The organism is Nocardiopsis gilva YIM 90087, from assembly GCF_002263495.1.
In the GTDB taxonomy this organism is placed as follows: domain Bacteria; phylum Actinomycetota; class Actinomycetes; order Streptosporangiales; family Streptosporangiaceae; genus Nocardiopsis_C; species Nocardiopsis_C gilva.
This window is the reverse complement of the sequence record NZ_CP022753.1, coordinates 464593-490425: the sequence shown is the minus strand read 5'-3', so window position 1 is coordinate 490425 and position 25833 is coordinate 464593. Positions and strand designations below refer to the sequence as shown.

Annotated in this window: 18 protein-coding genes, 1 tRNA gene, 3 rRNA genes, 1 pseudogene and 1 riboswitch; of the genes and pseudogenes, 8 read left to right on the top strand and 15 right to left on the bottom strand. The window is 66.1% G+C overall.

Going from position 1 to position 25833, the window contains the following annotated elements; genetic code table 11:
• Positions 1 to 252 precede the first annotated feature (252 nt).
• The 4 genes from CDO52_RS02460 to CDO52_RS02450 all read right to left on the bottom strand — a co-directional run bounded on the left by CDO52_RS02460 (position 253) and on the right by CDO52_RS02450 (position 2462).
• Positions 253 to 325: transfer RNA gene (locus tag CDO52_RS02460), tRNA-Ala, on the bottom strand.
• 175 nt (positions 326 to 500) lie between these two features.
• Positions 501 to 623 carry a DLW-39 family protein gene (locus CDO52_RS28520; RefSeq protein ID WP_017595396.1) on the bottom strand — a complete coding sequence of 41 codons (123 nt, stop codon included), beginning with the start codon at positions 621 to 623 and terminating at the stop codon, positions 501 to 503.
• A 343-nt stretch (positions 624 to 966) separates the two neighbouring features.
• Positions 967 to 1800 (bottom strand): helix-turn-helix domain-containing protein, encoded by an 834-nt coding sequence (locus CDO52_RS02455; RefSeq protein WP_083920158.1) that lies wholly within the window; start codon positions 1798 to 1800, stop codon positions 967 to 969.
• A gap of 347 nt (positions 1801 to 2147) precedes the next feature.
• Positions 2148 to 2462 (bottom strand): DMT family transporter, encoded by a 315-nt coding sequence (locus CDO52_RS02450; RefSeq protein ID WP_017621877.1) that lies wholly within the window; start codon positions 2460 to 2462, stop codon positions 2148 to 2150.
• A 22-nt stretch (positions 2463 to 2484) separates the two neighbouring features.
• Positions 2485 to 2550: riboswitch (guanidine-III (ykkC-III) riboswitch) on the bottom strand.
• A 147-nt stretch (positions 2551 to 2697) separates the two neighbouring features.
• Between CDO52_RS02450 and CDO52_RS02445 the strand changes: the two genes are divergently transcribed.
• Positions 2698 to 3006, top strand: coding sequence for a hypothetical protein (locus tag CDO52_RS02445; protein WP_017621876.1), 309 nt, complete (start codon positions 2698 to 2700; stop codon positions 3004 to 3006).
• Between the two features lie 315 nt (positions 3007 to 3321).
• On the opposite strand, the gene CDO52_RS02440 is transcribed toward CDO52_RS02445, so the two are convergent.
• The 5 genes and pseudogenes from CDO52_RS02440 to CDO52_RS02415 all read right to left on the bottom strand — a co-directional run bounded on the left by CDO52_RS02440 (position 3322) and on the right by CDO52_RS02415 (position 7630).
• Positions 3322 to 3717, bottom strand: coding sequence for a DUF6176 family protein (locus CDO52_RS02440; protein WP_017621874.1), 396 nt, complete (start codon positions 3715 to 3717; stop codon positions 3322 to 3324).
• A 391-nt stretch (positions 3718 to 4108) separates the two neighbouring features.
• Positions 4109 to 4429 carry a hypothetical protein gene (locus CDO52_RS27995; protein ID WP_026126442.1) on the bottom strand — a complete coding sequence of 107 codons (321 nt, stop codon included), beginning with the start codon at positions 4427 to 4429 and terminating at the stop codon, positions 4109 to 4111.
• Between the two features lie 295 nt (positions 4430 to 4724).
• Positions 4725 to 5676, bottom strand: a pseudogene (locus CDO52_RS02430) (helix-turn-helix transcriptional regulator).
• A gap of 107 nt (positions 5677 to 5783) precedes the next feature.
• On the bottom strand, positions 5784 to 6698 hold the full coding sequence (locus CDO52_RS02420; RefSeq protein WP_017621872.1) for a class I SAM-dependent methyltransferase: 915 nt from the start codon (positions 6696 to 6698) through the stop codon (positions 5784 to 5786).
• Positions 6698 to 7630 (bottom strand): NAD(P)/FAD-dependent oxidoreductase, encoded by a 933-nt coding sequence (locus CDO52_RS02415; RefSeq protein ID WP_017621871.1) that lies wholly within the window; start codon positions 7628 to 7630, stop codon positions 6698 to 6700. The genes CDO52_RS02420 and CDO52_RS02415 overlap by 1 nt, the downstream gene beginning before the upstream one ends.
• A gap of 80 nt (positions 7631 to 7710) precedes the next feature.
• On the opposite strand from CDO52_RS02415, the gene CDO52_RS02410 reads away from it, so the two are divergent.
• From CDO52_RS02410 to CDO52_RS02395, 4 genes are all read left to right on the top strand, one after another.
• Positions 7711 to 8310: a helix-turn-helix domain-containing protein gene (locus CDO52_RS02410; protein WP_051060951.1), complete on the top strand. Its 600-nt coding sequence runs from the start codon at positions 7711 to 7713 to the stop codon at positions 8308 to 8310.
• Between the two features lie 223 nt (positions 8311 to 8533).
• Positions 8534 to 9586 carry an SGNH/GDSL hydrolase family protein gene (locus CDO52_RS02405; RefSeq protein ID WP_017621869.1) on the top strand — a complete coding sequence of 351 codons (1053 nt, stop codon included), beginning with the start codon at positions 8534 to 8536 and terminating at the stop codon, positions 9584 to 9586.
• Positions 9587 to 9738: 152 nt separating this feature from the next.
• Positions 9739 to 12108 (top strand): iron-containing redox enzyme family protein, encoded by a 2370-nt coding sequence (locus CDO52_RS02400; RefSeq protein WP_017621868.1) that lies wholly within the window; start codon positions 9739 to 9741, stop codon positions 12106 to 12108.
• 5 nt (positions 12109 to 12113) lie between these two features.
• Complete coding sequence (locus CDO52_RS02395; RefSeq protein ID WP_017621867.1) at positions 12114 to 13958, top strand: carbamoyltransferase family protein; 1845 nt, start codon at positions 12114 to 12116, stop codon at positions 13956 to 13958.
• 254 nt (positions 13959 to 14212) lie between these two features.
• On the opposite strand, the gene CDO52_RS02390 is transcribed toward CDO52_RS02395, so the two are convergent.
• The 5 genes from CDO52_RS02390 to CDO52_RS02370 all read right to left on the bottom strand — a co-directional run bounded on the left by CDO52_RS02390 (position 14213) and on the right by CDO52_RS02370 (position 22597).
• Positions 14213 to 15040 carry an STM3941 family protein gene (locus CDO52_RS02390; protein WP_152471913.1) on the bottom strand — a complete coding sequence of 276 codons (828 nt, stop codon included), beginning with the start codon at positions 15038 to 15040 and terminating at the stop codon, positions 14213 to 14215.
• A gap of 136 nt (positions 15041 to 15176) precedes the next feature.
• Positions 15177 to 15292, bottom strand: a 5S ribosomal RNA gene (gene rrf / locus CDO52_RS02385).
• A 170-nt stretch (positions 15293 to 15462) separates the two neighbouring features.
• Positions 15463 to 18544: ribosomal RNA gene (locus CDO52_RS02380) — 23S ribosomal RNA — on the bottom strand.
• Between the two features lie 397 nt (positions 18545 to 18941).
• Positions 18942 to 20469: ribosomal RNA gene (locus CDO52_RS02375) — 16S ribosomal RNA — on the bottom strand.
• Together the 16S, 23S and 5S rRNA genes form the textbook arrangement of a ribosomal RNA operon.
• A 622-nt stretch (positions 20470 to 21091) precedes the next feature.
• Entirely contained in the window at positions 21092 to 22597 is a 1506-nt protein-coding gene (locus CDO52_RS02370) for a cellulase family glycosylhydrolase (protein ID WP_017621711.1), read from the bottom strand.
• A 73-nt stretch (positions 22598 to 22670) separates the two neighbouring features.
• Between CDO52_RS02370 and CDO52_RS02365 the strand changes: the two genes are divergently transcribed.
• Positions 22671 to 23252: a hypothetical protein gene (locus tag CDO52_RS02365; RefSeq protein ID WP_152471887.1), complete on the top strand. Its 582-nt coding sequence runs from the start codon at positions 22671 to 22673 to the stop codon at positions 23250 to 23252.
• Positions 23253 to 23423: 171 nt separating this feature from the next.
• Entirely contained in the window at positions 23424 to 24122 is a 699-nt protein-coding gene (locus CDO52_RS02360; protein ID WP_017621708.1) for a Crp/Fnr family transcriptional regulator, read from the top strand.
• 239 nt (positions 24123 to 24361) lie between these two features.
• On the opposite strand, the gene CDO52_RS02355 is transcribed toward CDO52_RS02360, so the two are convergent.
• Complete coding sequence (locus tag CDO52_RS02355) at positions 24362 to 24742, bottom strand: hypothetical protein (RefSeq protein ID WP_017621707.1); 381 nt, start codon at positions 24740 to 24742, stop codon at positions 24362 to 24364.
• A gap of 398 nt (positions 24743 to 25140) precedes the next feature.
• On the opposite strand from CDO52_RS02355, the gene wrbA reads away from it, so the two are divergent.
• Positions 25141 to 25758: an NAD(P)H:quinone oxidoreductase gene (wrbA, locus tag CDO52_RS02350; RefSeq protein ID WP_017621706.1), complete on the top strand. Its 618-nt coding sequence runs from the start codon at positions 25141 to 25143 to the stop codon at positions 25756 to 25758.
• The last annotated feature ends 75 nt before the right edge of the window (positions 25759 to 25833 follow it).

Below are 25833 nucleotides of genomic sequence, written 5' to 3'. Positions count from 1 at the left end.
GCTGCCAATAAGGAAGGGCCCCGACACAGGTGTGGATCCTTAAGGTCAACACCTGAAGGAAGTCCGGAGGCCCTTGTGGTGCATTCAACGGCGAAGCAGCGGAGCTCGCGCCGCCCCGACCCACGTGAGTCGACCACTGCGTGTGCGGAGGTGCGGCGTCCCGCCGAACGAGGTGCGATGAAGGTGCAACGGCCACTCTCCGCGTACGCCGAGAGTGGCCGTTCTCGCTGTGTTGACCTGCGTCAACGTGAGTGGAGCCAAGGGGAGTCGAACCCCTGACCTCCGGTATGCAAAACCGGCGCTCTGCCAGCTGAGCTATGGCCCCAGGCGCGGCTGATCAGAGCATACCGCCCTGCCGGAGTAACCCGGTGCCGGTTTTCGTGGCTGGCCCGAGAGGCGCGGGCGCCGCAAGGGGACGAACGTCCGCCCACGGCCCCTGGGACAACAGTCGACAGCCACTGGCACGTCGGACGTGCCGTGGCTGACGACCAGTGGTGTTTCTAGTTTTCGCTGGCCGCCGTGGCTTCCGTCCACAGGTCGAGCTCGGCGCGGTCGGCCTGGATCTTGCGATAGACGGCGAACGCCCCGAGGGCCACCAGCACCAGGACGATGATCTTCTTCACGGTGTTGGACCCTTTCTTGAATCACGGATACACGGGTCGGTTGACGTCACGCGACTCTTCAGACCGGGTGGGGTCCGACGCTGCCCAATCCTTGGACGAGCGGCCGGGCGTCTCCCCGTCTACCGAGCGGTAGGCGTCACTAGAGAACTTTATGGGGTTGTCTCCCTGCAGACTAGCAACACGGGCGCCCACTCCCCCGTCTCCCGGTGTGTTTCGGCACTCTTCGGCCAGCCGAGGACAGTGTTCCCGCCTTGTTCTCGCCTTTCCGACCTGCACCGCATCGGGCCGGTCCGGCCAAATCCGGCCGGTACGGGCGTGTCGTCCCCACGCTCAGGTCAACCACTCAGGTCAGCAGGGACAGGCGTTTCAGGGTGGTGACGGTGTCCTCCGGGGAGATCGCGGTGGCGACTACCTGGCGCCAGACCTGCTGGCAGTCCTTGACCGCCTCCTCGGACTCCACGATGCCGCCGCCGTGGGTGGCGTCGACGAAGGCCAGGGAGGCTTCGCCCTCGTCGAACTCCAGCACGGTGAACGGCCCGGCGGACCCGGCGTGCAGGCCCGCCGCCGTGGGCAGCAGTTGGATGGTGACGCGGTCGTGCTCCCGCGCCAGTTCGATGAGGCGGCGCAGCTGTGTGTGGAGCAAGTCGGGGTCGGAACCCGCCCGCCGCAGCGCGTCCTCCTCCAGGACGGCGTGGTAGCGCTGGAGGTTGTCGCGGTCGAGCACCTCCTGGCGCTTGAGGAAGGCCGCGACCATCCGCTCGGCGGCGCGCTCGCCGCGTCCCTGGGATCGAGCCATGGCGGCGGTGTACTCCGGAACCTGGAGCAGGTCGGGGACCAGCATCCCGGCGTAGGTGTCGATCGCGATCGCGCCGGCCTCGTTACCGACGTAGGCGGAGGAGAGGACGTCCTCGTACTCGGTCCACCACGGGCGCAGGCGGGATTCTCGGACCATCGTGAGGATCGCCTCGCGTTGTCCGCCCGTCACCCCGTAGAGCTTGAGCAGTGCGGAGACCTCCATGACCGACGGCCACTTGCGGATCCCTGTCTCGATATGCCCGAGTTTGGCGGGCGACCATTCGAGCACATCGGCAACGTCACTGAGTGTCATTCCGGCTTGGACACGCCGCCGACGCAGTTCTGCGGAGAGGCGGCGGCGTCGAACAGTGGGGCTCGTCATGGCGTCTTATCCGTACACGCTGAGTACCGGTCCTGTAGCAACTAGAGAAGCACTTGACCTAGCCTCTAGCAATGCGTTTCTAGAAATCGGCCCACGATCGGCGGCTTTTCTTTGTTCATCGAAGTCATCACCCCCGCTCGACCACCCAGTTCGCGGGAGGGGAGATGACCAGCGTGACTCAGGTGGCGACCGGTAATCGCCCGTTGCACTGGCTCGAATTCCGGCCCGCCGGGGATGCATACTCCGGCCGACCGCATTTGGCGACGTTCCGTCGACATGGCGCGCGGGCCCGTCGGACCGCGCGCCGGTCGACGCTGACAGTGCGGCGGTCGGTGCAGGAGCGGGGGTCAGTGCAGGAGCTTGAGGCCCACGATGCCGCTGATGATCAGCATCAGGCAGACGACCCGGGCCACGCTCACGCCCTCACCCAGCCACGTCATCCCGACGATGGCCGTACCGACCGCGCCGATGCCCACCCACAACGCGTATCCCGTGCCGACCGGAATGGAGCGCAAAGCCAGCGCCAGCCCGGACATGCTCAGCACGAGCGCGACAAGGAAGACGACCGACGGCCAGAGACGACTGAACCCCTGCGACGCCGCGAGGGCGGTCGCCCACACGGTCTCCAGCAGGCCGGACAGAACCAGCAGTACCCACGCCATGACGCACCCCGTCCTTCCAAGGTCCGCGCCGTCTTGTCGTGCCGGGTACGGCGCACCTCGTCCGGGGCGGGCTTACTGGGCACCGCCAATGACATAGATGACAACACAGCGGAGGACGGCCGCGCATCCTCCTGACCCGGTGATCCCCGCCACCACCGCCCCCGTCGCAGGAAAGCGCGTACGATGCAGGGTGGATTGCCGGGGGTATGAACCCCCTGTACACGCTAGGAACCCAATGAGCTATCCGATTGACGACACCGAGCAGCTGATCGCGAACGCCGAGGAGGAGCTGCCGCCCTCCACCCGATCGCGGTTGATCGCCAAGCTGCGCAAGGGCATGCACATCGACGATGCCGCCCGCGAGTTGGGGGTGAGCCCGCAGCGCGTCTTCTCCGCCGCGCGCATCCTCAGCCACTTCGGCGAGCAACTCGACGCGACCCTCACCGCCGAACGCGATCCCGATCTGCCGCACGGAACGGTCACGGGTTATAACAAGCGCTGCCGCTGCCCGCAGTGCCGCGCGTCGGTAAATCGTAGGATCTGACGCTCTTCGGCCCATTTCACGCCTCGGCAATCCCGCCGTTCACGCAGATTTCTCCGTTGTGATACGGCGCCTCAGGCTTATCGATCTTGAACCTGGGGAAATCGCTCACCATGAACGAGCGTGTGGACTGGGCCGCGATGAGCGACGAAGAGTTCATGGCGCTGCTGCGCCAGCTGATGGAGTCCCCCGCCGGAGTGGATTCCGAAGAAGAGTAGCCACCACAGCACTCCCCGCGGAGGGTGCCGCCCTCCGCGGATCACGTCGTGCCCGGGCGCCCCGGGGACGCCTTCCTCACAGCTCGGGCCGCGCGCGCCGCTACAGCCGCTCGGGCACCGCCCAAGACATGATCGCCTCCCGCACCGGCTCGGGAAGCAGCAGCAACCGGGGCTCGGCACGCTCGTGCCCGGGGATCTTGGCCCGGCGCGCGTAGGCCGCGTGGTCGCGGTCGATGGGACGGTCCGCGTCCAACCCGCCGCCACCCTCCCCGGAGATCTCCAGCCAGAAGATCCAGTCGCCGTTCTCGTCGGTGAAGGAGAAGACGCACTCGACCGCCATGCGCTCGACGTCCAGGGTGGCCACGCACTCCTCCTGGCGCTCCTCCAGCATCCGCATCCACGCGTCGAACTCGGCCCGGCGGCCGGGGCGGATGCGGTGCCGGGTCAGCTCGACATTGAGACCGGGTGGGAACGTGGCGGGGCGTTGCTCCGGCATGGGCGTCCTCTCCCGTGAGATCGCGGGACGACCGGTCGGCGTTCGGACGGGGTCTCCCAGGACGGTGTCCCAGTGACGACGGCGGCTTTCGATTCTGCCGCGCGGGCGCGTCCGCTGTCACACCGGTATCTCGCGCGCGGGGAAGCACGCCGCCGTTCCGGCGAGCCGCACGCGGACCGCATCGCCCACAGCCGGTGCCGGGTACTGGTGCGAGCGCGCCCACAGCTCCCGCCGTCCCCGACCAGCGCCAGCTCCACCACGGTGTCGTGCCCGGCGAAGGTGACGTCCTTGACCACGGCCAGCGCGCCCTCATCCAGCCCCAGGACCAGCTGCTCAGGCCGCAGCACCACGTCGCACCGCCCGTTGGACCGGCAGGCGCCCTCGGCCGGGATCAGCCGTCCCAGGGCGCACCACACCCGCCCATCGCGGAACTCGCCCGGCAGGACGACGGTCTCCCCATGTAGGCGGCCAGCTCGGCGTCGGCGGGCCGCTCGTACACCTCGCGCGGCGGAGCCGTCTGGGCGACGCGGCCGCCGCGCATCAACGCCACCAGGTCCGCGATCGACATCGCCTCCTCGCGGTCGAGCGTCACCAGCAGCGCCGTCATCCCGGCGGCGCGCAGCACGTCGCGCACCTCCTGGCGCAGCGTGGCCCGTTCCAGGGCAGCGGTGACCGGCAGGAAGACGTAGGGGAAGCAGCGCAGGGTCAGCACGATGGCCGCGCCCGGGAAACCCGTGGAGCCCCGGGAAAACGGAGATCCACACGAACGCCGCGACATAGCTGGGGATGGCCAACGGCAGGGTGGCGCGCAGCGCCCACATCCGGCGGCCGGGCAGGCCGACCCACTGCCCGTTGTCGGAGCTGTAGTCGGCGGGGACAAGGTCGACCGGACCGGATTCGGTCATCCTCCGACGAGCCGTTGGCCCCTGGACGGCAGACATGGTGACCGAGCGATGTGTCGACATCGCGTCCAGTCGACCCGGTGCGCAGCGCGGCCCCACGCCCGCTCACCGCACCGCGCGACCGAGTCGATCCGCCATCGCCCGGATGCGGTCCACGAGTTCGGCGGGTTCCAGGACCTCGAAATCGAAGCCCATCATGACCAGGTGGATCGCGAGCATGTCGAGCGTCGCCGCGCCAGTGCGGAGCTCACACGACGTCGCGTCGATGGGCCTCAGCACGCCCGACAGCGCCGACACCCGCTCCTCGGCCTCGGCGAGCGGGACGCGCAGGATCACTCGCGCCTGGTAGTCGTAGGCATCGCTCGACACGCCCCGCCGCACGACATCGCCCGCGTCCTCGGGCGGCGTGCGCGGGGCGACGCGCGGCCCCGTGGACAGCGGCGGCTGAATCCGGTCGACGCGGAAGGTCCGCCAGTCGTCCCGGTCGACGTCCCAGGCCAGCAGGTACCACCGGCCGGACGCGTTGACCAGCCGATGCGGCTCCACAACGCGCCGGGACTCCTCGCCTATGTGGTTTCGGTAGCCGAACCGCACCCGCTCGGAGTCTCGGCACGCTCCCGCGATCACGGTGAGGACCTCGGCGTCCACGGTCGCCGCCGACCGCAGCAGCGGCACGGTGAAGGTGTGCAGGGCGTTCGCCCGGCGCCGCAGTCGCGTGGGCAGCACCTGCTCCAGCTTGGCCATCGCCCGCACCGAGGTCTCCTCGATGCCGGAGACGGATCCCCCGGCCGCTGTGCGCAGGCCGACCGCGACGGCCACGGCCTCGTCGTCGTCGAGTAGCAGCGGCGGCAGCACGGCTCCCGCGCCCAGCCGGTAGCCTCCGGCAACCCCGGGCGTGCCGTGCACGGGGTAGCCGAGGTCGCGCAGCCGCTGCACGTCCCGCCGGACCGTCCGCGCCGTCACCCCGAGCCGCTCGGCGAGGTCCGCGCACGACCAGTCGCGGCGGGACTGTCAGGAGGGAGAGGAGCCGCAGGAGGCGCGTCGATGTATCGGACATGCGACTAGCCTCCCGCAGATCGCGGACAGGAAGTGACCGCGAACCCCTCCCTCTACGCTGGTCCCGTCGTGTCAGTCGCGCCGGTCCTGTCGGCGCTGCCAGTGCCGTCAGTGCGCGGGCCGACGACCGTAGTGCACGGTCTTCGCCGCCAGCAGGAACACGTCCTCCCGCCGGTCGATGCCCGCGGCGTCGGCCGGGTCGAGCAGCCGGTCCAGCGTCGCCAGGTCGTCGGCCTCCAGGAGTTCACCGACGGCCTCGCGGTACCGCTCCAGCACCCCGCGCACGAACCGCCGCGCCCCGTCGTCCAGCGGTGCCGGGCGGTCGACGAGAAAGGTCCGGCTCCGCACCTCGGTGAGTCCGGCGGCGCGCAGCATGCCGGGCCAGTCCTCGGCCACCGCGACCGATCCGGGCAGCTCGTCCCGCATCTGGCTGAACCGGTCGGCCATCGCAGCGTCCAGGCGGAACTGCAGGCCGGGACGGCCGAAGCCCAGGTCACGCGGGAGATAGCGGGACGGGAGCCCGCCCTCGACAATGGCCAGGGCACCGCCGGGGGTGACCAACCCGGCCAGCCGGTGGAGAGCGGCCTGCTGGTCGCCGACGTGGTGCACGACCTGCGCCGACCACACGACGTCGGCGGATCCCAGGTCGGCGAGACCGCCCGGAAACTCGGCCGTCCGTGTCGCCAGCCGGACGCCGAGCCGCTTGGCCCGTTCCTCGGCGCGCGTCAGCAGTTCCGGCGCGCCGTCGACGGCAGTGACGTCGGCCCGCGGAAACGCCGACGCGAACTGGCACGCCGCGACGCCCGGGCCGCTGCCGATGTCCAGGATCCTCCGCGGGGACAGGTGCTCCAGCTCCGCGAGGGCCTGCCGCACGTACGGGCTGTGGGTCTCGCCCTCCAGCTCCAGCAGGGCGGCCATGGCCGCCCAGTCCACGTCCGCGTCGCTGTGCCCATGGCCGTGACCGTGACCGTGGTGCTGTCCGTTCTTGTGGTGGTCATGCTCGTGGTGACCGTTCGTGCTCATCACACCCGCTCCCTCTCCCGCAGATCTTCCTCGACCAGGTCCGTGTTGACCGTGAGCGCTGCCTTCGCCCCGGCCGCCGCCGCGGTCACCACCAGGGCGCCAGGCTCCACCAGATTGCCGACCGCCCACACACCGGGCACGCTGGTGCGCCCGCCGGGGTCGACGCGGAGCCGACCGCTGTCGTCGCGTTCGCAGCCCAGGCCGGCGAGCGGCGCGTCGTTGGGCACGAAGCGGGGCGGCACGAAGAGCGCGGACCGCGCCACCGTGGTCCCGTCCGCCAGCCGCACGCCGCGAAGCTCGTCGTCCTTGACGACCAGCCCGCTGACATCGGCGTCCACGATCCGTACACCGCGCGCGGCCAGCTTGGCGCGGCCCTCGTCGTCGAGCACCTCGGCGAAGAACACCACGTCGTCCGAGAGCTGGCGGACCAGCAGCGCCTGGTGCACCGCCATCGGCTGCCAGCCGAGCACGCCCAGCGGCCGGTCGCGGACTTCCCACCCGTGGCAGTACGGGCAGTGCAGTACGTCCAGCGCCCATCGTTCCCGAAGGCCGGGCAGGTCGGGCAGGGCGTCGCGCAGTCCGGTCGCCGCGATCACGCGCCGCGTCCGCACGGTGCGGTCGGACAGCTCGACCTCGAAGCCACCTTCAGACTCCGCCTCGCCGGACCTGATGTCGATGCGCCGCACCGCGCGCACCTCGTCCGCGACGATCCGCCCGCCGTAGCGCTCGACCTCCGCCCGGCCGACCGCCAGCAGTTCGCCCGGCGGTGTGCCGTCCCGGGAGACGAACCCGTGCACCTGCCGCGCGGGCGCGTTGCGCGGGTTGCCCCGGTCGACCACCAGCACCCGGCGGCGGGCTCGGGCCAGGATGAGCGCGGCGTTGAGTCCACCGGCGCCGCCCCCGATGACGACGACGTCTTCTTGACTTTCCACAGCTGACCACCTCCTGGCGTCGACCATGCGCCGCGAGGTGGCGGGTTGACAAACCTTGTTGCTATTTCTGCAATAGAGGAATGGATGATGTGCTCGCCGCTGTTGGACCACGGCTCAAACGCATCCGGCAGCAGCGCGACTGCACGCTTGCGGCGCTGTCGGAGACCACCGGGATCTCGGTCAGCACGCTGTCCCGGCTGGAGTCGGGGCAGCGGAAACCGAGCCTGGAGCTGCTCCTCCCGATCGCCCACGCCCACCAGGTTCCGCTGGACGAGCTGGTGGGCGCGCCTCCGGTCGGTGACCCGCGGGTGCGGCTGAAGCCGATCAAGCGCGGGGACTCGACGGTGGTGCCGCTGACCCAGCAGCCAGGCGGGGTGCAGACCTACAAGATGGTCATCGGCACTACGCGCAGCACACCCGAGCCGTGTACGCACGAGGGCTACGAGTGGATGTACGTTCTCAGCGGCAAGCTGCGGCTGGTGCTCGCCGAGCACGACCTCGTGCTCACGGCGGGGGAGGTGGCCGAGTTCGACACGCGCCTGCCGCACTGGTTCGGCAGCACCGGGGAGGCGCCGGTGGAGGTGCTCAGCCTGTTCGGGCCGCAGGGCGAACGGATGCACGTCCGCGCGCGGCCCCAGCGGCGCACCGAGGGGGATCGTCCCGAAGGGCCGGAGCGGTAGGGGATATCCGTCGAATATAGGGGTTCCCACAGGCGGATTCTCAACTATCGTTCCCGTTGAGGAATCGTTGCGCCCGACGTCCCTCTCTCCTTTATCCGAAACTGCACGACTGCAACCGAACAACACCATCCGCGGTCCGCCCCCATCGGCCCGCGGACGCCATCCCCGTGAGTGGTCACCCGCATGCCACATGTGTACGGCCGATATTCGCGAGGAGGGCTTGTTGAACGGGAATACCGACTTCGCTCCGCAGCTGCAGAGCTATGTGGAGTATGTTTCCAACAACGGGGAGCTGCACTGGGTCCCCTATCTCATGCTCTTCAACCGGCCGAATTACCGGTCGCGCGTCCTCACCACGGACAGCTGCGGATTCCGCTCCTCCGTCACCGCTGAGGGCCCCTGCTCACCGGGCGGCGCCATGCCCGATGGCCCGGTGAATATCGTCCTGGGCGGCTCCATCGCGTTCGGGTACGGCGCGAGCAGCGACGCGCACACCATCTCCTCGCGCATGTCGCAGCTGTCGCCGGCGTCGCGCAGCGCCCCCGCCCGGTCCCGCCGCCCCTGGCTCAACCTGGGCGCCCCCGGATTCAACTCCACGCAGGAGGCCCTGCTCCTGCTGCTGCACCGCCACCGCATGCCCGAGATCCGCGACGTGGTCGTGCTGTCCGGACTGAACAACCTGGTGATCGCCGGGCTACCGCAGCCCGCGCACGGCTACGGCGAGTTCTTCTTCTCCGAGCAGCACTTCCGCAAGATCCAGGGGAATGTGGACCCGCGGCCGCGATGGAGCCCCGGGCGCCTGGTGGACGCCATACGTAACGCCCCGGCCAGCGACGACACGGAGGAGCAGGCCGGGCCCGAGCTCGACGAACGGATGGACATCGCCGCCGCGAACACCGCGGTGGACCTCGACCGCATCCGCGCCTGCGTCGCGGACCGGGGGGCGCGCATCCACTTCGTGCTCCAGCCCACCGCACCGTGGACTCGGAAGACGTACACGCCCGAGGAGACCGCCCTGTTCGAGGCGATGGACAGCGAACAGTACAACGCCTGGGAACTGTTCAAGCCGGGGTTCGACGCCGCGGTCCACAGCCCCTACGCCGACCGCTTGGAAAAGGTATGCAAGGAGCGGTATATCCCCTTCCTGGACCTCAACTCGGCATTCTCCGAACCGGAATACGCGGACCGGTGGCTCTTCGTCGACCGGGTCCACTTGAACGACGACGGAAACCAATTCGCGGCCGAGATCATCATGTCCCGGCTCGATCTCAGCTGAACATCACCACGGCCCGACGGTACGCAACTACGGGGAAACGGGGATCAGGCATGTCGTTCCTGCGCAAGCTCATCGCGATCGTCAAACGACGGCGGAAGAAAAAGAAACGGGACTCGACCGTCTACCCGATGTTCTGATCCGGGCGGCCGGTCATGAACACGCTCACCGAATCCTCCGGAGCGACGCCCGGGATCGAGGAGTACCGGCGGCTGTACCTGGCCGCCCTCGACCCCGAGGCGTGGTTCGGCACCGATCCCGCCGACGCGGGGTTCCGCGCGATCCGAGCCGCGCTCTCCCACGTCGGGGCCGGTGGTCCCGACGACACCCCTTCGGGTGAGGACGCGGCGGCACATGCCGAACCGGGGCCAGCCCCGACCGACCTCGCGGCGCTGATCAGCGCGGCGCGCGAGTGGTCGGCGACCACGACCGAGCGGTACCGGCGCGCCTTCGGCACGGGCGATCGCGCGACGCTCGTCCAGCGCGTGCTGCTCGACTGCGCGCCGCTGAACCTCAACGCCGGTGCGTGGCTGCAGTGGCTGTCGAGCGCCGGAAACGCCGAGACGGAAGCTGTTCTGCGCGTTCTCGCGCTGTACGCCTCGGATGTGGGCGTGGGCCGAGCGGACGCCAGTCGCGGCGACATGTACCGGGAGCTGATGCGGCGCCACGGCGTGGAGGACGCGGCCACGACGCCGATCCGGCTGGCGACCAGCGACCGGGTGGCCTCCGAGAGCTTTCGCCTACCGGCCCTGCTGCTCGGGATGAGCCGGCGCCCCGACGCGTTTCGCGCCGAGATCCTCGGCGCCGACCTGTGCCTGCGCGCGGTCGGATGTCTGCCGCCGATCGCCGCCGTCAGCGGGGACCTGGCCGTCCACGCGGACCCGCTCGCGTTGGATGTCGGCTCAGGACGGCCTGAAGACGACGCCTCGGCGCTGGAACGGTCCTCGGCAGCGGCCGAAGCTTTCCTCTCCGAGGCCGAAACGCCCGCGCAGGCCGCCCGCTTTCGGAACGGCTTCCACTGGGCACTGGCGGAGCTGAGCGAGTGGTGCGACCGGCTGCTCGGCGAACTCACCCTGACCCACCACCCCGACTACGACATGTGGCGGCTCATCTGCACACGGGCGCGCCAAGCCGCCGTCTACCACCGCGAGTTCTACCTGGAAGGCCTACCGCTCAGCGAGTGGTTCCAGAATCTGGACGCCGGCCCCACCGCATTCCTGGGCGCACTCGCCCGCAGCCATCTGGTGAAGCCGGGGAGGCCCGACGCCAGCCCGCTGATCCGCGGGCTGATCGGTGAGAAGGGGCCGATGTTCCGTGTGTTCACCGACACCGATGTCGTCGTCATCCGCGCGTGGATCGAGTCGCTGCCCGACCCGGGCTCGGTCCTGCACCGGAGCCCGGACGAGGAGCCCCCGGAACACGCGGAACTGCGCGAGGCCCAACACGGCTGGTACCGGCCGGACGAACCGCGTCGCGCGGAAGCGGAGCGAGGAGCGGACCGGCGCGGACGGGAAGCGAACGAGCCCAGCCCCGCGGCCGCTGTCTCGGCCGGACCTCCGCCCGTCCCTTCGCCCTCGGGCGGCGTCCCGGTGTCGGGCACCATCGGTGGGCGGTCGCTACGGGACGCCTACCACGCGCTGCTGAACCGGGAGGACCCCACCGGCAACCTCCGCGACCTCGCCTACGCCTACGCGACCCGCTGGCTGGCCCGGTCCCGCTACCGTCTCGCCCACGCACCGAACCAGCTGCCCCACCGCTGGGACCGCGAGCAGGGGCTGCGCACCTGGCTCGGCGACCAGCACGCGCGACACGGAGCGGAGTACGACGACGGCGAGACGCCGATCCCCGCACGCGAGGACCTCATCGACTCCACACTGCAGCTCGCCCCGCTCATCCTCATCGACGGAGGCTGGCTGCAGGGGTTCACCGACTATGACCACGCGTCGTCCGGGGTCGGACACTTTCTCTTCCAGACCTACTGGGACGAGCTGGGCAACGGGGAGATCCGCCTCAACCACCCGCTTATCTACCGGAACCTGCTCCGAGAGATGGACATCGAGCTCCCTCCGACGTCATCGCGGGAGTTCGCCGACTGGCCGGGTTTCCACGACGCGTCGTTCGCGCTGCCGGTCTACTGGCTGTGCATCTCGCGCTTCCCGAGGACGTTCATGCCAGAGATCCTCGGGCTCAATCTGGCGATGGAGCTGTCCGGCGTGGGCGGGGGCTACCGCAGCGGGCGCGTCGCCCTCCAGCACTACGGATACAGCACACAGTTCGTCGATCTCCACAACACCATCGACAACGTCTCCACCGGCCATTCGGCATGGGCCATCGACGCCATCGACAACTACATGGCCTACCTGCCGACGGTGGTGGGGCCGGGAAAGGAACCCGAGATGTGGGACAGGATCCGGGTGGGCCACCGCTCGCTCACCCCGCCCACGACGCTCATGGCCCGGGTTTACGCGAGCGGGGTCGTCACCACCGCGAGCGCGCGCGGCCGTCTGCTCGGATCGAGGAGTTGAGGCGAGTGTCCGACCTGGTCCTGGGGATCTCCGCGTTCTACCACGACAGCGCTGCCGCGCTTGTCGACGGCGGCACCGTCGTCGCTGCGGCGCAGGAGGAACGGTTCAGCAGGCGGCGGCACGACCCCTCGTTCCCGCACGGGGCGGTCGGCTACTGCCTCGAAGAGGCGGGCGTAAAGCTGGACGACCTCGACGCGGTGGCCTACTACGAGGACTCGTCTTTGAAGTTCCAGCGGATCCTGCGGACCTACGCGGGAATCGCGCCCCGGGGATTCGGGTCGTTCCGGCGGGTGATCCCGGAGTGGGCCGGGTGGAAGTCGCGGGCGGTGGACACCGTGCGGGAGCAGCTGACGGCGATGGATCTGGGGGCCGTGCCTCGGATCGACGTGTTCACGCACCACGCGTCGCACGCGGCCTCGGCGTTCCTGCCCAGTCCGTACGAGTCGGCGGTGGTGCTGTGCGTGGACGGGGTGGGGGAGTGGACGACCACCTCGATCTGGCGGGGAGCGGCGGACCGAGCGGAGCCGGTGAAGCCGGTCGCCGAGCTGCGCTTCCCGCACTCGCTGGGCATGCTCTACTCGGCGTTCACGCACTTCTGCGGATTCAAGGTCGACTCGGGGGAGTACAAGGTCATGGGGCTGGCGCCCTACGGAGAGCCGCGATTCGCAGATGTGATCCGCGACAGGCTGGTCGACATGCGGCCCGACGGCTCGTTCCGGCTCAACATGGCCTACTTCGAGTTCCATTACGGGGAGGTGATGACCGGCCGCGCCTTCGAGGAAGTGTTCGGAGGCCCGAGGAGAGAGCCGGAAGGGCCGCTGACGCAGCGCGAGTTCGACCTGGCGGCCTCGGTCCAAGAGGTCACCGAAGACATCATGCTCCGCCTGGCGCGAGCAGCCCGCACGATGACGGGCGAGTCTCGACTCTGCCTCGCGGGCGGTGTCGCCCTGAACTGCGTGGCGAATGGTCGGATCGTCGAGGACGGGACCTTCGACGAGGTGTGGGTGCAGCCCGCGGCCGGTGATGCGGGGGGAGCGCTCGGCGCGGCGCTCCTCAGCTCGCACGCCCGAGGACGGGACAGACCGCACGTCGCGCACGGTCGCGACGCCATGCGCGGGGCGTTTTTGGGACCCGAATACGACAGCGAACGCATCCAGGCCTACCTGGATCGGAACGGCTACCCATATGAACGCCTGGGCAGCGACGACCTGTCGCGGCGGGTCGCCCGGGACCTCGCTGAAGGCAAGGTCGTCGGGTGGTTCCAGGGGAGGATGGAGTTCGGCCCTCGGGCGCTCGGAGCGCGGTCGATACTCGGCGACGCCAGGAGCCCGGACATGCAGTCGGTAATGAACCTGAAGATCAAATTCAGGGAGTCGTTCCGGCCTTTCGCTCCGATCGTGCTGGAGGAAGATGCCGAGGAGTACTTCGATATCCGTCAGCCCAGCCCCTACATGCTCGTCGTCTCGAACGTCTCCGAGGAGCAGCGGCTCAATATCGACGAACCGGAGGACGCCGACATCCGCGAACGGCTCCACACCGTGCGGTCGACGATCCCGGCAGTGACGCATGTCGACATGTCCGCACGTGTACAAACCGTCGGGAGCGCGGAAAACCCGATGGTGCACCGCCTCCTGACCGACTTCAAGGCTCTGACCGGTGTCCCGGTCCTGGTCAACACGTCATTCAACGTCCGAGGCGAACCCATCGTCGCGTCGCCGGAAGACGCGTACCGCTGCTTCATGCGTACTGACATCGACGTGCTGGCGCTGGGGGAGTTCCTCCTGGAAAAGGGCGCCCAGCCGGAATGGTCCGAGGAAAGCAACTGGCGGTCCGAGATCCCGCTGGACTAAGGCTGATCAACCCCATTATCTGGCATGGAACGCATCCATTACGCCGCCTTCTGATAACCGAGGATAGTCATGCTGGACACCGGATACCGAGTCGCCAGAAATGTACTTCTATTCATCATGTACTTCGCCATCGTAACGCCTGTCGGATTGGCCATCCGACTGTTCCACGACCCACTGCACCGGCAGCGTGATGCCTCGGTCCAGAGCTACTGGGTACATGTGGAAAGCAACCCGCCTAACAACGATTCAATATCCTAATTCCGAAGGTCGGGCAGCTGCTCCCGCGCCTGCGGATTCTGCCAGTAGTAGTGGATGGCCGAGACCACTGTGTCGGGACTTACGTGGAGGTACTGTCCCGGATAACCGACGTCCATGCCGAAGTACTTGCGGTTGAGGCCGTGGAGCCGCTGGTTCAGCCCGCTGAGCTCGATCGCGTCCGAGGTTTTGGCGCAGAGTGCGATGTGGGCTTGGCCTTGGGTGTACCCGACATAAGCACCAGCGAGATCCTGCCAGCGAACCCACGCCCGGCCAGCGGGCGCCTGGACATAGATTCCCTCGGGCAATAGCGCGATACCGCCGGAAACGCCGAGTAGCGATCTGAGCCCCAGGACCCCGCACAGCCCAAAGAAGGCGATCGACACCGCTCCGATACCGATAATGAAAGCTACCGAGGGCGTCAGCCCGGGCGACTCCATCGTCGAGGTCATCCCCACGACCACGAACACGACCCCCGCGGCCACAAAGATCGCCGAACCCACAGTCACAGCGAGCGCGAAACCCTGTCTCCCGGGAAACACCATGCCCACAGTCTGTGTCGTGTACCGATTGGCACCCGACAGTGTGACGTGAGTACCGGAGACGATGCCGCTGTCATCAGCCGCTACGGGTGCCCGCCTCGGACGACGACTGATGATTAGGTAGACCACACCCAGTCCGCCGAAGAACAGCAGACCGAAGTACCCGCTCACGTCGCCCGCGAGCGCCAATAATCCGGACAGAACGGTCATCACAACGAACGCCAGGACAGTCCCCGCTTTGCTCCGCATGACGTTACGGTAGGCCGAAGCCAGCAGGGATGCCATCCCGACCATTGCGCGAGAGCTCCCACGATCACGCCCTCGGCGTCACCGCCCCGGTCTTGTATTCACACATTCACAAACCCGGGCAACAAAAAAGGAGGGGGACCACCCAACGGGTGATCCCCCTCCCTCAAAGAATGCGCGGCGGCGTCCTACTCTCCCACCCCACCATGGAGGCAGTACCATCGGCGCTGAGGAACTTAACGACCGGGTTCGAAATGAGACCGGGTGTGACCCCTCGCAAAAACCACCGCAACCCTAACCCCAAACCACGAACCACACGATCCGTGTCGGGAAAACCAAGGGCCGCAACGAGCGGCAACCATATGAAAAAGAACAAAAACGATTCGTGTGCGATCATCACGCTCCACCACCCCTACCTTCAAGAGTGATGAAATAGTGTGCGCGAGCACCCAGCCATCTGCGGTGGACAAGCCCTCGGCCGATTAGTACCGGTCAGCTCCACCCCTCACAAGGCTTCCACACCCGGCCTATCAACCCAGTCGTCTACTGGGAGCCTTACCCCTCTTAGGGCAGGAGACCTCATCTCGAAGCAAGCTTCCCACTTAGATGCTTTCAGCGGTTATCCCTCCCGAACGTAGCCAACCAGCCATGCTCCTGGCGGAACAACTGGCACACCAGAGGTTCGTCCGTCCCGGTCCTCTCGTACTAGGGACAGCCCTTCTCAAGTCTCCAACGCGCACAGCGGATAGGGACCGAACTGTCTCACGACGTTCTAAACCCAGCTCGCGTGCCGCTTTAATGGGCGAACAGCCCAACCCTTGGACCAACTCCAGCCCAGGATGCGACGAGCCGACATCGAGGTGCCAAACCATCCCGTCGATACGGACTCTTGGGAAGATCAGCCTGTTATCCCCGGGGTACCTTTTAGCCGTTGAGCGACACCGCTTCCACACGCCGGTGCCGGATCACTAGTCCCTGCTTTCGCACCTGCTCGACACGTCCGTCTCACAGTCAAGCTCCCTTGTGCACTTACACTCACCACCTGATTGCCAACCAGGCCGAGGGAACCTTTGGGCGCCTCCGTTACCCTTTAGGAGGCAACCGCCCCAGTTAAACTACCCACCAGACACTGTCCCCACCCGGATCACGGGTGCGGGTTAGATGCCCGAAACAGCCAGAGTGGTATTTCACCAACGCCTCCACCACCACTAGCGTGGCGGCTTCACCGGCTCCCACCTATCCTACACAAACCATCCCAAACACCAATGTCAAGCTATAGTGAAGGTCCCGGGGTCTTTCCGTCCTGCTGCGCGAAACGAGCATCTTTACTCGTAGTGCAATTTCACCGGGCCCATGGTTGAGACAGCGGGAAGTCGTTACGCCATTCGTGCAGGTCGGAACTTACCCGACAAGGAATTTCGCTACCTTAGGATGGTTATAGTTACCACCGCCGTTTACTGGCGCTTAGATTCCCAGCCTCGACACGTAAACGCGTCTAACCGGTCCTCTTAACGTTCCAGCACCGGGCAGGCGTCAGTCCGTATACCGCGTCTTACGACTTCGCACGGACCTGTGTTTTTAATAAACAGTCGCTTCCCCCTGGTATCTGCGACCCCACCCAGCTCAGACCGCAAAGGCCATCACCAGACAGGGCTCCCCTTCTCCCAAAGTTACGGGGACAATTTGCCGAGTTCCTTAACCATGGTTCACCCGAACGCCTCGGTATTCTCTACCAGACCACCTGCGTCGGTTTCGGGTACGGGCCGCCCACACACTCGCTAGAGGCTTTTCTCGACAGCACGGGATCACTCACTTCACCACAAACGGCTCGACATCACGCCTCACCCATGTAACGAGAGACGGATTTGCCTATCTCTCGGGCTACACGCTTATCCGGGACAACCACCGCCCGGTAGAGCTACCCTCCTGCGTCACCCCATCACTTACCTACTACCCTCCTGGGTCCCACGCCTCCACGACAGCGCACCCGAAGGCACACCACCGCTTCAGTGGTGGTTAGCATCAAAGGACTCGGTACTGGGCGCGTGTGAACGGGTACGGGAATATCAACCCGTTATCCATCGACTACGCCTGTCGGCCTCGCCTTAGGCCCCGACTCACCCTGGGCGGATTAACCTGCCCCAGGAACCCTTAGTCAATCGGCGCACACGTTTCTCACGTGTGTTTCGCTACTCATGCCTGCATTCTCACTCGCACACCCTCCACCCCTAGGTCACCCCGAGGCTTCACCGGACGCACGACGCTCCCCTACCAACCCGGACCTAAGCCCGGGCTTCACAGCTTCGGCGGTGTGCTTCAGCCCCGCTACATTATCGGCGCAGAATCACTTGACCAGTGAGCTATTACGCACTCTTTAAAGGATGGCTGCTTCTAAGCCAACCTCCTGGTTGTCTCAGCAACTCCACAACCTTTCCCACTTAGCACACGCTTAGGGGCCTTAGCTGATGATCTGGGCTGTTTCCCTCTCGACTACGAAGCTTATCCCCGCAGTCTCACTGCCGCGCTATAACTTAAACCGGCATTCGGAGTTTAGCTGACCTCAGTAACCTTGTCGGGCCCATCAGCCAACCAGTCGCTCTACCTCCGGCAAGCAACACACGACGCTGCACCTAAATGCATTTCGGGAGAACCAGCTATCACGGAGTTTGATTGGCCTTTCACCCCTACCCACAGCTCATCCCCAGGTTTTCAACCCTGGTGGGTTCGGGCCTCCACGACCTCTTACAGCCGCTTCACCCTGGCCATGGGTAGATCACCCGCTTCGGGTCTACAGCATGCGACTATGTTCGCCCTCTTCAGACTCGCTTTCGCTACGGCTACCCCACCCGGGTTAACCTCGCCACACACCATAACTCGCAGGCTCATTCTTCAAAAGGCACGCCATCACCCCTGCAAGCAGGAGCTCTGACGGCTTGACAGCACACGGTTTCAGGTACTATTTCACGACCCCTCACCGGGCACTTTTCACCTTTCCCTCACGGTACTTGTGCACTATCGGTCACCAGGACGTATTCAGGCTTGACAGGTGGTCCTGCCAGATTCACACGGAATTCCTCGGGCTCCGCGCTACTCGGGAAAATGCAAACATTTAGCCGTAACCTTCATCTACGGGACTCTCACCCACTCCGGTACCGCTTCCCAACGGTTTCAACTAGCTACGGCATCAATGCTCCGGGCCGGCAGACCCGAACATGCACATCCCACAACCCCGCACACGCAACAACTGCCGTCTATCACACGCGCACGGTTTAGCCACCATCCCCTTTCGCTCACCACTACTCAGGGAATCACTGTTGTTTTCTCTTCCTACGGGTACTGAGATGTTTCACTTCCCGCGTCACCACCAACCGCCCTATACATTCAGACGGCGGCAACCCGACACAACTCGGGCTAGGTTCCCCCATTCGGACACCCACGGATCACAGCTCGGTTGACAGCTCCCCGCGGCCTATCGCGGCCTCCCACGTCCTTCATCGGCGCCTGGTGCCAAGGCATCCACCGTATGCCACACTAACTTGGCCACCACAGATACAAGATGCTCGCGCACACTATCCACGAATCAAAACACCAGCCACACACCCAACCACAACACCGCACACTGCGATCAAACCCCTCACCCGCTGCACCACCAGCCAACCGAGAAACAGCCGACCAGCACCAGCGAGACGAGGCGACCACGCGGGTCTTCGTCAGGGTGGCACCCAGGAACACAACCAGCGGTTGCATCCTCAGACACCCAACAGCGCGCCCGCACCCCCTCTTCCAGGACGAGGTGCGGAAGTTCGTTCTTCAGTTCAGCCATCCCACGCCTGCCAACCCGGAGCGAATCCAGGACGACCAACGCGGGTCCACTTTCGAGTCCGCCGACCGCCACCGACCACAACAGCCGATGTCACGACCAGCCCATAAGACTCCTTAGAAAGGAGGTGATCCAGCCGCACCTTCCGGTACGGCTACCTTGTTACGACTTCGTCCCAATCGCCAGCCCCACCTTCACCCACTCCCCCCAGCAAGCTGGTTAGGCCGCAGGTTTCGGGTGTTGCCGACTTTCATGACGTGACGGGCGGTGTGTACAAGGCCCGGGAACGTATTCACCGCGGCACTGCTGATCCGCGATTACTAGCGACTCCACCTTCATGGGTCGAGTTGCAGACCCCAATCCGAACTGAGACCGGCTTTTAGGGATTCGCTCCACCTCACGGCATCGCACGCCCACTGTACCGGCCATTGTAGCATGTTTGCAGCCCAAGACATAAGGGGCATGATGACTTGACGTCATCCCCACCTTCCTCCGAGTTGACCCGGCAGTCTCCCATGAGTCCCCACCATCACGTGCTGGCAACATGGAACAAGGGTTGCGCTCGTTGCGGGACTTAACCCAACATCTCACGACACGAGCTGACGACAGCCATGCACCACCTGTCACCGATCCCAAAAGGACCCACCGTCTCCGATGGTTTACCGGTGATGTCAAACCTTGGTAAGGTTCTTCGCGTTGCGTCGAATTAAGCAACATGCTCCGCCGCTTGTGCGGGCCCCGTCAATTCCTTTGAGTTTTAGCCTTGCGGCCGTACTCCCCAGGCGGGGCGCTTAATGCGTTAGCTACGGCACGGGAACCGTGGAAAGCCCCCACACCTAGCGCCCAACGTTTACGGCGTGGACTACCAGGGTATCTAATCCTGTTCGCTCCCCACGCTTTCGCTCCTCAGCGTCAGGTAAGGCCCAGAGACCCGCCTTCGCCACCGGTGTTCCTCCTGATATCTGCGCATTTCACCGCTACACCAGGAATTCCAGTCTCCCCTACCTACCTCTAGCATGCCCGTATCCACTGCAAAACCAGGGTTAAGCCCCAGCCTTTCACAGCAGACGCGACACACCGCCTACGAGCTCTTTACGCCCAATAATTCCGGACAACGCTCGGACCCTACGTATTACCGCGGCTGCTGGCACGTAGTTAGCCGGTCCTTATTCCCACCTACCGTCAACCCAAGAAAACCCGGGCCTGCGTGAGTGGTAAAAGAGGTTTACAACCCGAAGGCCGTCATCCCCACGCGGCGTCGCTGCGTCAGGCTTTCGCCCATTGCGCAAGATTCCCCACTGCTGCCTCCCGCAGGAGTCTGGGCCGTGTCTCAGTCCCAGTGTGGCCGGTCGCCCTCTCAGGCCGGCTACCCGTAATCGCCTTGGTAGGCCTTCACCCCACCAACAAGCTGATAGGCCGCGAGCCCATCCCCAACCGACAAGTACTTTCCACACCCCGCCATGCGGCAGGGTGTCGTATCCGGTATTAGACCGCGTTTCCACGGCTTATCCAGAGTCAGGGGCAGGTTGCTCACGTGTTACTCACCCGTTCGCCGCTCGTGTACCCCGAAGGGGCCTTACCGCTCGACTTGCATGTGTTAAGCACGCCGCCAGCGTTCGTCCTGAGCCAGGATCAAACTCTCCATCAAAGGCCAAACAACCCGGCCGTGCCGAAGCATGGCGGGTAAACCTGGAAGAGATAACCCTGACCGACCATGACTCGCATCATGGCCAATCAAAGGAACCCCGAGCACCCCGCAACCACCAAGGGTTCCGTGTGCTCAAAAGGGGCCAAAACAAACTTGGCTGAAAGAAAAACAAACACGCGCTGTTGAGTTCTCAAGAAACAACCGCTCATCCCATACGAGCCGACCTGTCATTTGCCTGGTCTGGCTTTTCTGTTGAGGCGGTGCGTTCCGCTTTGTTGTGTCTTCACTTTATCAGGTGGCTGCGGGCCCCGCCAAATCGGCGGTTTCGCGTTCGCTCTCCCGATAAAACCCGCCCGCACACGATTTCCGACACGGAATTGCTGTCCGGGCACACGCCAGTATGCCAGGCGAAATCCGTGCGTCGAACCGTGCGAAGAGCGGCCGCTCCCACCGGGCCAGGCCCGCGTGCGACCGGAAAGAAGACCGCCGCCCCGAGCACCGGACGAACCGGCTGCTTCAAGGCGACCCGAACCACTGTAGTCCGCGCCTCCGACTCAACCAACCAAATTCGAAGTGATGTGGGACACATCGACCCTCGCGGGCATCCGGCGCTACCGCCGTCCTAGTTGGCAGGCGATACGACCAGCTCATGTTCCTGCAGGTAGGGAGCTGACTCAACCTCCCACACCCTGCGATCAGCGTCCCACTCCCCTGACCAGCTTCCTTCGGGATCGCTGGATGTGATGCTGCCTCCCCCTGGAAACCCGCCTTCCGGAACGTAGATTTCTGTCGGCCCAGTGACGCTTCCGTCGTTCTTCTCCGCGAACGACACGGTCAGCGTCTGGGTGGGCCTGTCGTAGTGCACGGCCAGCGGCTCGCCCGCGATCGCCCGCGGATAGGGACGATTCATCACGTCGACGAGCGGACCCGGTACCACTGCCCGCTCTTCGCCCCCATCCGCACGGCCCGCCCACGGACCCCACCCGTCGAGGTCGTTGGACCAGTAGGCCCTTCCCGCCCCGATCTCATCCGTTACCGCAAGCATCCGCTCGACATACTCCATCGCGCCCGGGCTGCTCGTATCCAGGCCGAACTCACCGAGAACGATCGGCGCCTCGAGCCGGTCCGCGGTCGCGAGGACATTCCTTCGCCAGAGGCTGATGCTGCGGTCGATCCACACGCGGCTTGACTCACCGCGGCCACTTCGCCCATCCCCACCTCCGTTCTCATCCCCGCCATACGACTCGCCCATGTCCATCGGCAGCGGGTAGATGTGCGGTGCGTACACGATGCGCGGTTTGCCTTCGCGCGGGTCGTCGAGGTGGGGGAGTGCCGACGGCAGACCCCAGTTGATCCCGACGGCCTGCGGTTCGACGAAGATCCAGGAGTCGTTGTCGACCTCCCTGATGGCCGTGATGCTGCGCCGGTAGAGCTCGGCCAGCGGCCCCTTCTCGAAGTCCGGACCCTGAAGAGTGCCGCCCCATGGTTCGTTCATCAGGTCGTAGCCGAGCACCGCCGGCTCGTCGGCGAAACGATCGGCCACGTGGCGCCAGGCCCGCACGTAGTGGTCCATCAGCTCCGGATGCTCTCCGGTGGTGTTCCAGAAGTGGTCGAAGGAGCGCATCGTCCCGGGTTCGAGGTAGACGAGTTCCCATTGCTCCTGCTCCTCGACCGGCAGGCCATCGGTATGGGTCCCCCACTCCGGTGCGCCGTTGCCGACCCTGCCCGCCTCCGTTATCCCCTGGCCCCACAAGTCCTGGTGCATATCCAGGAGCACGTGGTAGTCCCTCTCGGCGTACCAGGAGACGCGTTCGGCCACGGCATCGAGGTACTCCTCGTCGTATTCGCCTGGTTCCGGTTCCAACGCTCTCCACTGCAGCAGGAATCGAACGAAGTTGGTGCCCATCTGCTCGTACTCGCTCTCGACGTCCTGCTCCTCGATCCACGGCATCGCGTCCGGATCGCCCTTCGTCGATCCCGCGGTGTTGAAACCGTGGAGGGTGATCGCCCGCCCCTGATCGTCGGTGATGTAGCGGGGACCTTCGGGAGAAGGGCGGGTCACGACGGCGAGGGAGCCTCCGACCAGAACCAGAACGAGGGCGAGAACGGGCCAGGGGGGACGCTTCATGGACGGCGATCCTTCGTGGGGTGGAGAAGGCGGGGGCTATCTCGATGAGACGTAGGTCACTATCATCCAGAACGTGAAATCGTTTCGCAATATCCCCCTCCCCTCCGTCTCCCTCTCCTCCTCCCCGGCATCGGCGACCGCCGCCGCGGTCGTGGCCACGCTCGGGATCTGCCTCCTCTTCGGAAGCACATGGGTGATAACGGCGCTGACGGCGCGATTCCCCTGGCTCGTGGCTCCATCGACGCTGGGTGCCCCGTTCGGCCTGCCCCGGCTGCGCGTCACCCCGTTCGGTGAACAAGGCTGGGACGCCCTCACCATCGAGGTCATCGCAGTGGTCGCGCTCACCACGGTCACCGGTGCCTGGACGCGACGCGCCCTTACGCGCCGCCCCGCAGTCGGCCGTGTGCGCGCCGGTCTGTCGGCATGGGTGGGATTCGTTCTGGGGGCGGTGACCGCCAACACCCTCCGCGCGGTCGCGGTCGGCGCGACGATGGGCTTCGGACTCGTCGGATACGGCGCGATCGTCGTCGTAGGCATGCTCAGCGGCACCGTCTGGGGGGCTGCGCTCGGGTGGATACCCGGTATAGCCGCAGGTGTCGCCATTGGTCGAGGCGCGTCTCGGACCCCAGCAGCGCCGACGACACCGACGGCGTGACGGCGGAACCTCCCGTCCGAATCCCGCGCCGCCCTATCTCCGCCAACCGCCGCCTTCTCTACACCCTCCTCGCGCCCCCTTCCACCTGGTCACCAGCCCTGGACAGGGCAGGTGAAGTCAAGGAAGATCGATGTTGGAACGGCTGCGCCGAGCGAGGAGCCGTGGTGCACGATGGCGCACGATCACTGGTGTTCATCTGAGGTAGCCGTCTTCCAAGACCTCACCGACACGGAGATGGCGTCGATCGGTGCGCAGGCACCGACGCGTTCCCTACCGGCCGGGGAGACGATCTACTCGCCACGCGACCGCGCCGAGACGATGTACATCGTGAAGCGTGGCCGGGTCCGGCTGTACCGGGTGGCGGACGACGGGCGCACGGTGACGACGGGGCTCATGGGGTCGGGCGCCATATTCGGCGAGATGGAGGTGCTCGGGCTGCACATGGGCGGCACCTGGGCGGAGGCCCTGGACGAGAGCGTCCTCCACCTGATGAGCCATGACGACGTGCGCGGCCTTCTACTCTCGGATCCCAGGATCGCCACCCGCATCGCCGAACAGCTGGGGGCACGGCTCACGCAGCTGGAACAGCGCCTTGTCGACATGGCATGCAAGTCTGTGGCTGAGCGGACGGCCAAGACGCTGTCCACCCTCATCGCACCCACCGGCAACTCGGGCCAGGAGATCCGACTCACGCATGAGCAACTGGCCCGCCTGACCGGCACCACGCGGGAGCGCACCACCAAGGCGCTCGGCGAACTCGCCGACTGCGGGCTGGTGCGGTTGCGGCGCGGGCAGGTCGTGGTCATCGACCCTCTGGGGCTCGTCGCGTTTGCCGACGGCGGGCACAGATCGCCGGCGGGTGTCGCGTGAGAGGCGGGGGAGTGGCGGTTCTCTCCGTGGCTCGGCGGTCCCCGAGCGTGTGCTGAGCGTGTCCCGCATCAACAAGATGATGTGTCGACAGAACGGCCTGTCGCTTCGTCGCGATCTCCGTTTGCCGGGATCTCGGCTTGGCGCGATGTCGCGATGCCACCTTGCGGCGATGTCGCGTTGGCGTGATGCCGACGCTCACCGCCCTCCTCCCTCGACGCGCCCAACACCGTCCCACACGGTCAGCCGGCGCCCCCGTTCGTCCAGGCGTGGATCCTGCCATCGTTCAGCACCGCGTGGAATTCTCCGCACTGCTTGGTCAGAGATCCGGGTCTCCGCGGGAACCAGTCGGCCGACAAGCTCGGGCCTTCCGGATCGACCGCCAGCTCCTCGCAGGGCTCCGGCATCGTGCGGGACCCGACTGTGAATGCCAGCAGCTGCGCGTTGGTGTCGAGGTCGTGCATCTCCTGGATGTTCCGTGCCTCCTCGGGCACCCACTCGGGGATCCAGCCCTGATCCACCGCGCCTTCCGCGCGCGCTTCCTCCAAATCGTCGTAGTGCGCTTCCTGCGTCTCAGCGGAACAAGAGGCCAGCAGGGCCGCAGCCGCCAGAGGGCTGATCATTCCAATAGCGGTTGCAGGTCGGGGTCCACGCATGCCGTCAGTGCCTCCCTACTCCGAGTCCGTCGGTCCGGACTCCCTCGTCCGTCGGATCACGCCGCCGAAACTCAGCCACGCCTCCCAAACACATGACGCCCACCCCCACCCCTCCGGTTCGCCTGCTCCCCTGACGGCGCTTCACCGCTTTCCGCGCTCCTCTCTGCGTGACCGTCGCGGCCCCGGGGAAGGGCGCGACAGCCGCGGAACCCGACGCACCAGGCACCGTCATCAGCGCAGGTAGAACCCATGATGCTCGTCACATCCGCCCGCTCGGGGTGGCCAAATAGATACATACAAATTATCTTTCCAGGAAGACAGTTTGTCGCACCGCGACTCCCACGTTCACAAGAAGGGGCACATCCATGAGCGAGACCGTGAAGCTGAGCGTCATCTACTACTCGTCGACCGGCACTGGTTACGAGATCGCTCGCGAGATCGCCGAGACCGCGGAGAAGGAAGGCGCCGAGGTGCGCCTGCGCAAGGTGGCCGAGCTCGCCCCGGCCGCCGCCATCGAGAGCAACCCGGCCTGGGCCGCCAACGTCGAGGCGACCAAGGACGTGTCCGAGGCCGCGGCCGACGACGTCGTGTGGGCCGATGCGGTCATTTTCGGTTCGCCGACCCGGTTCGGGAACGTGTCGTCGCAGCTCAAGCAGTTCATCGACGCGCTCGGCGGGCAGTGGGCGCAGGGGCAGCTCGCCGACAAGGTGTACAGCGCCTTCACCTCCTCGGCCACCCTGCACGGCGGCCAGGAGTCCACCCTCCTCGCGCTGTCGAACACCTTCTACCACTTCGGCGGATTCATCGTCCCGCCCGGCTACACGGACGCCAGCAAGTTCGCCGACGGCAACCCCTATGGCACCTCGCACGTGGACGCCCAGGGCAACAACCCCGTGGACGACACCACGCGCACGGCCGCCCAGGTGCAGGCCAAGCGCGTCGTCCGCGTGGCGCGTGCGCTGAAGGCCGACGCGTCCCTCTAGTCCCCTTCAGGTCCTGTCCCGCACCGCCCGCAACGCGCACTCGCAGGAAGCGGGATCCGCCGGTCACCTGGCACG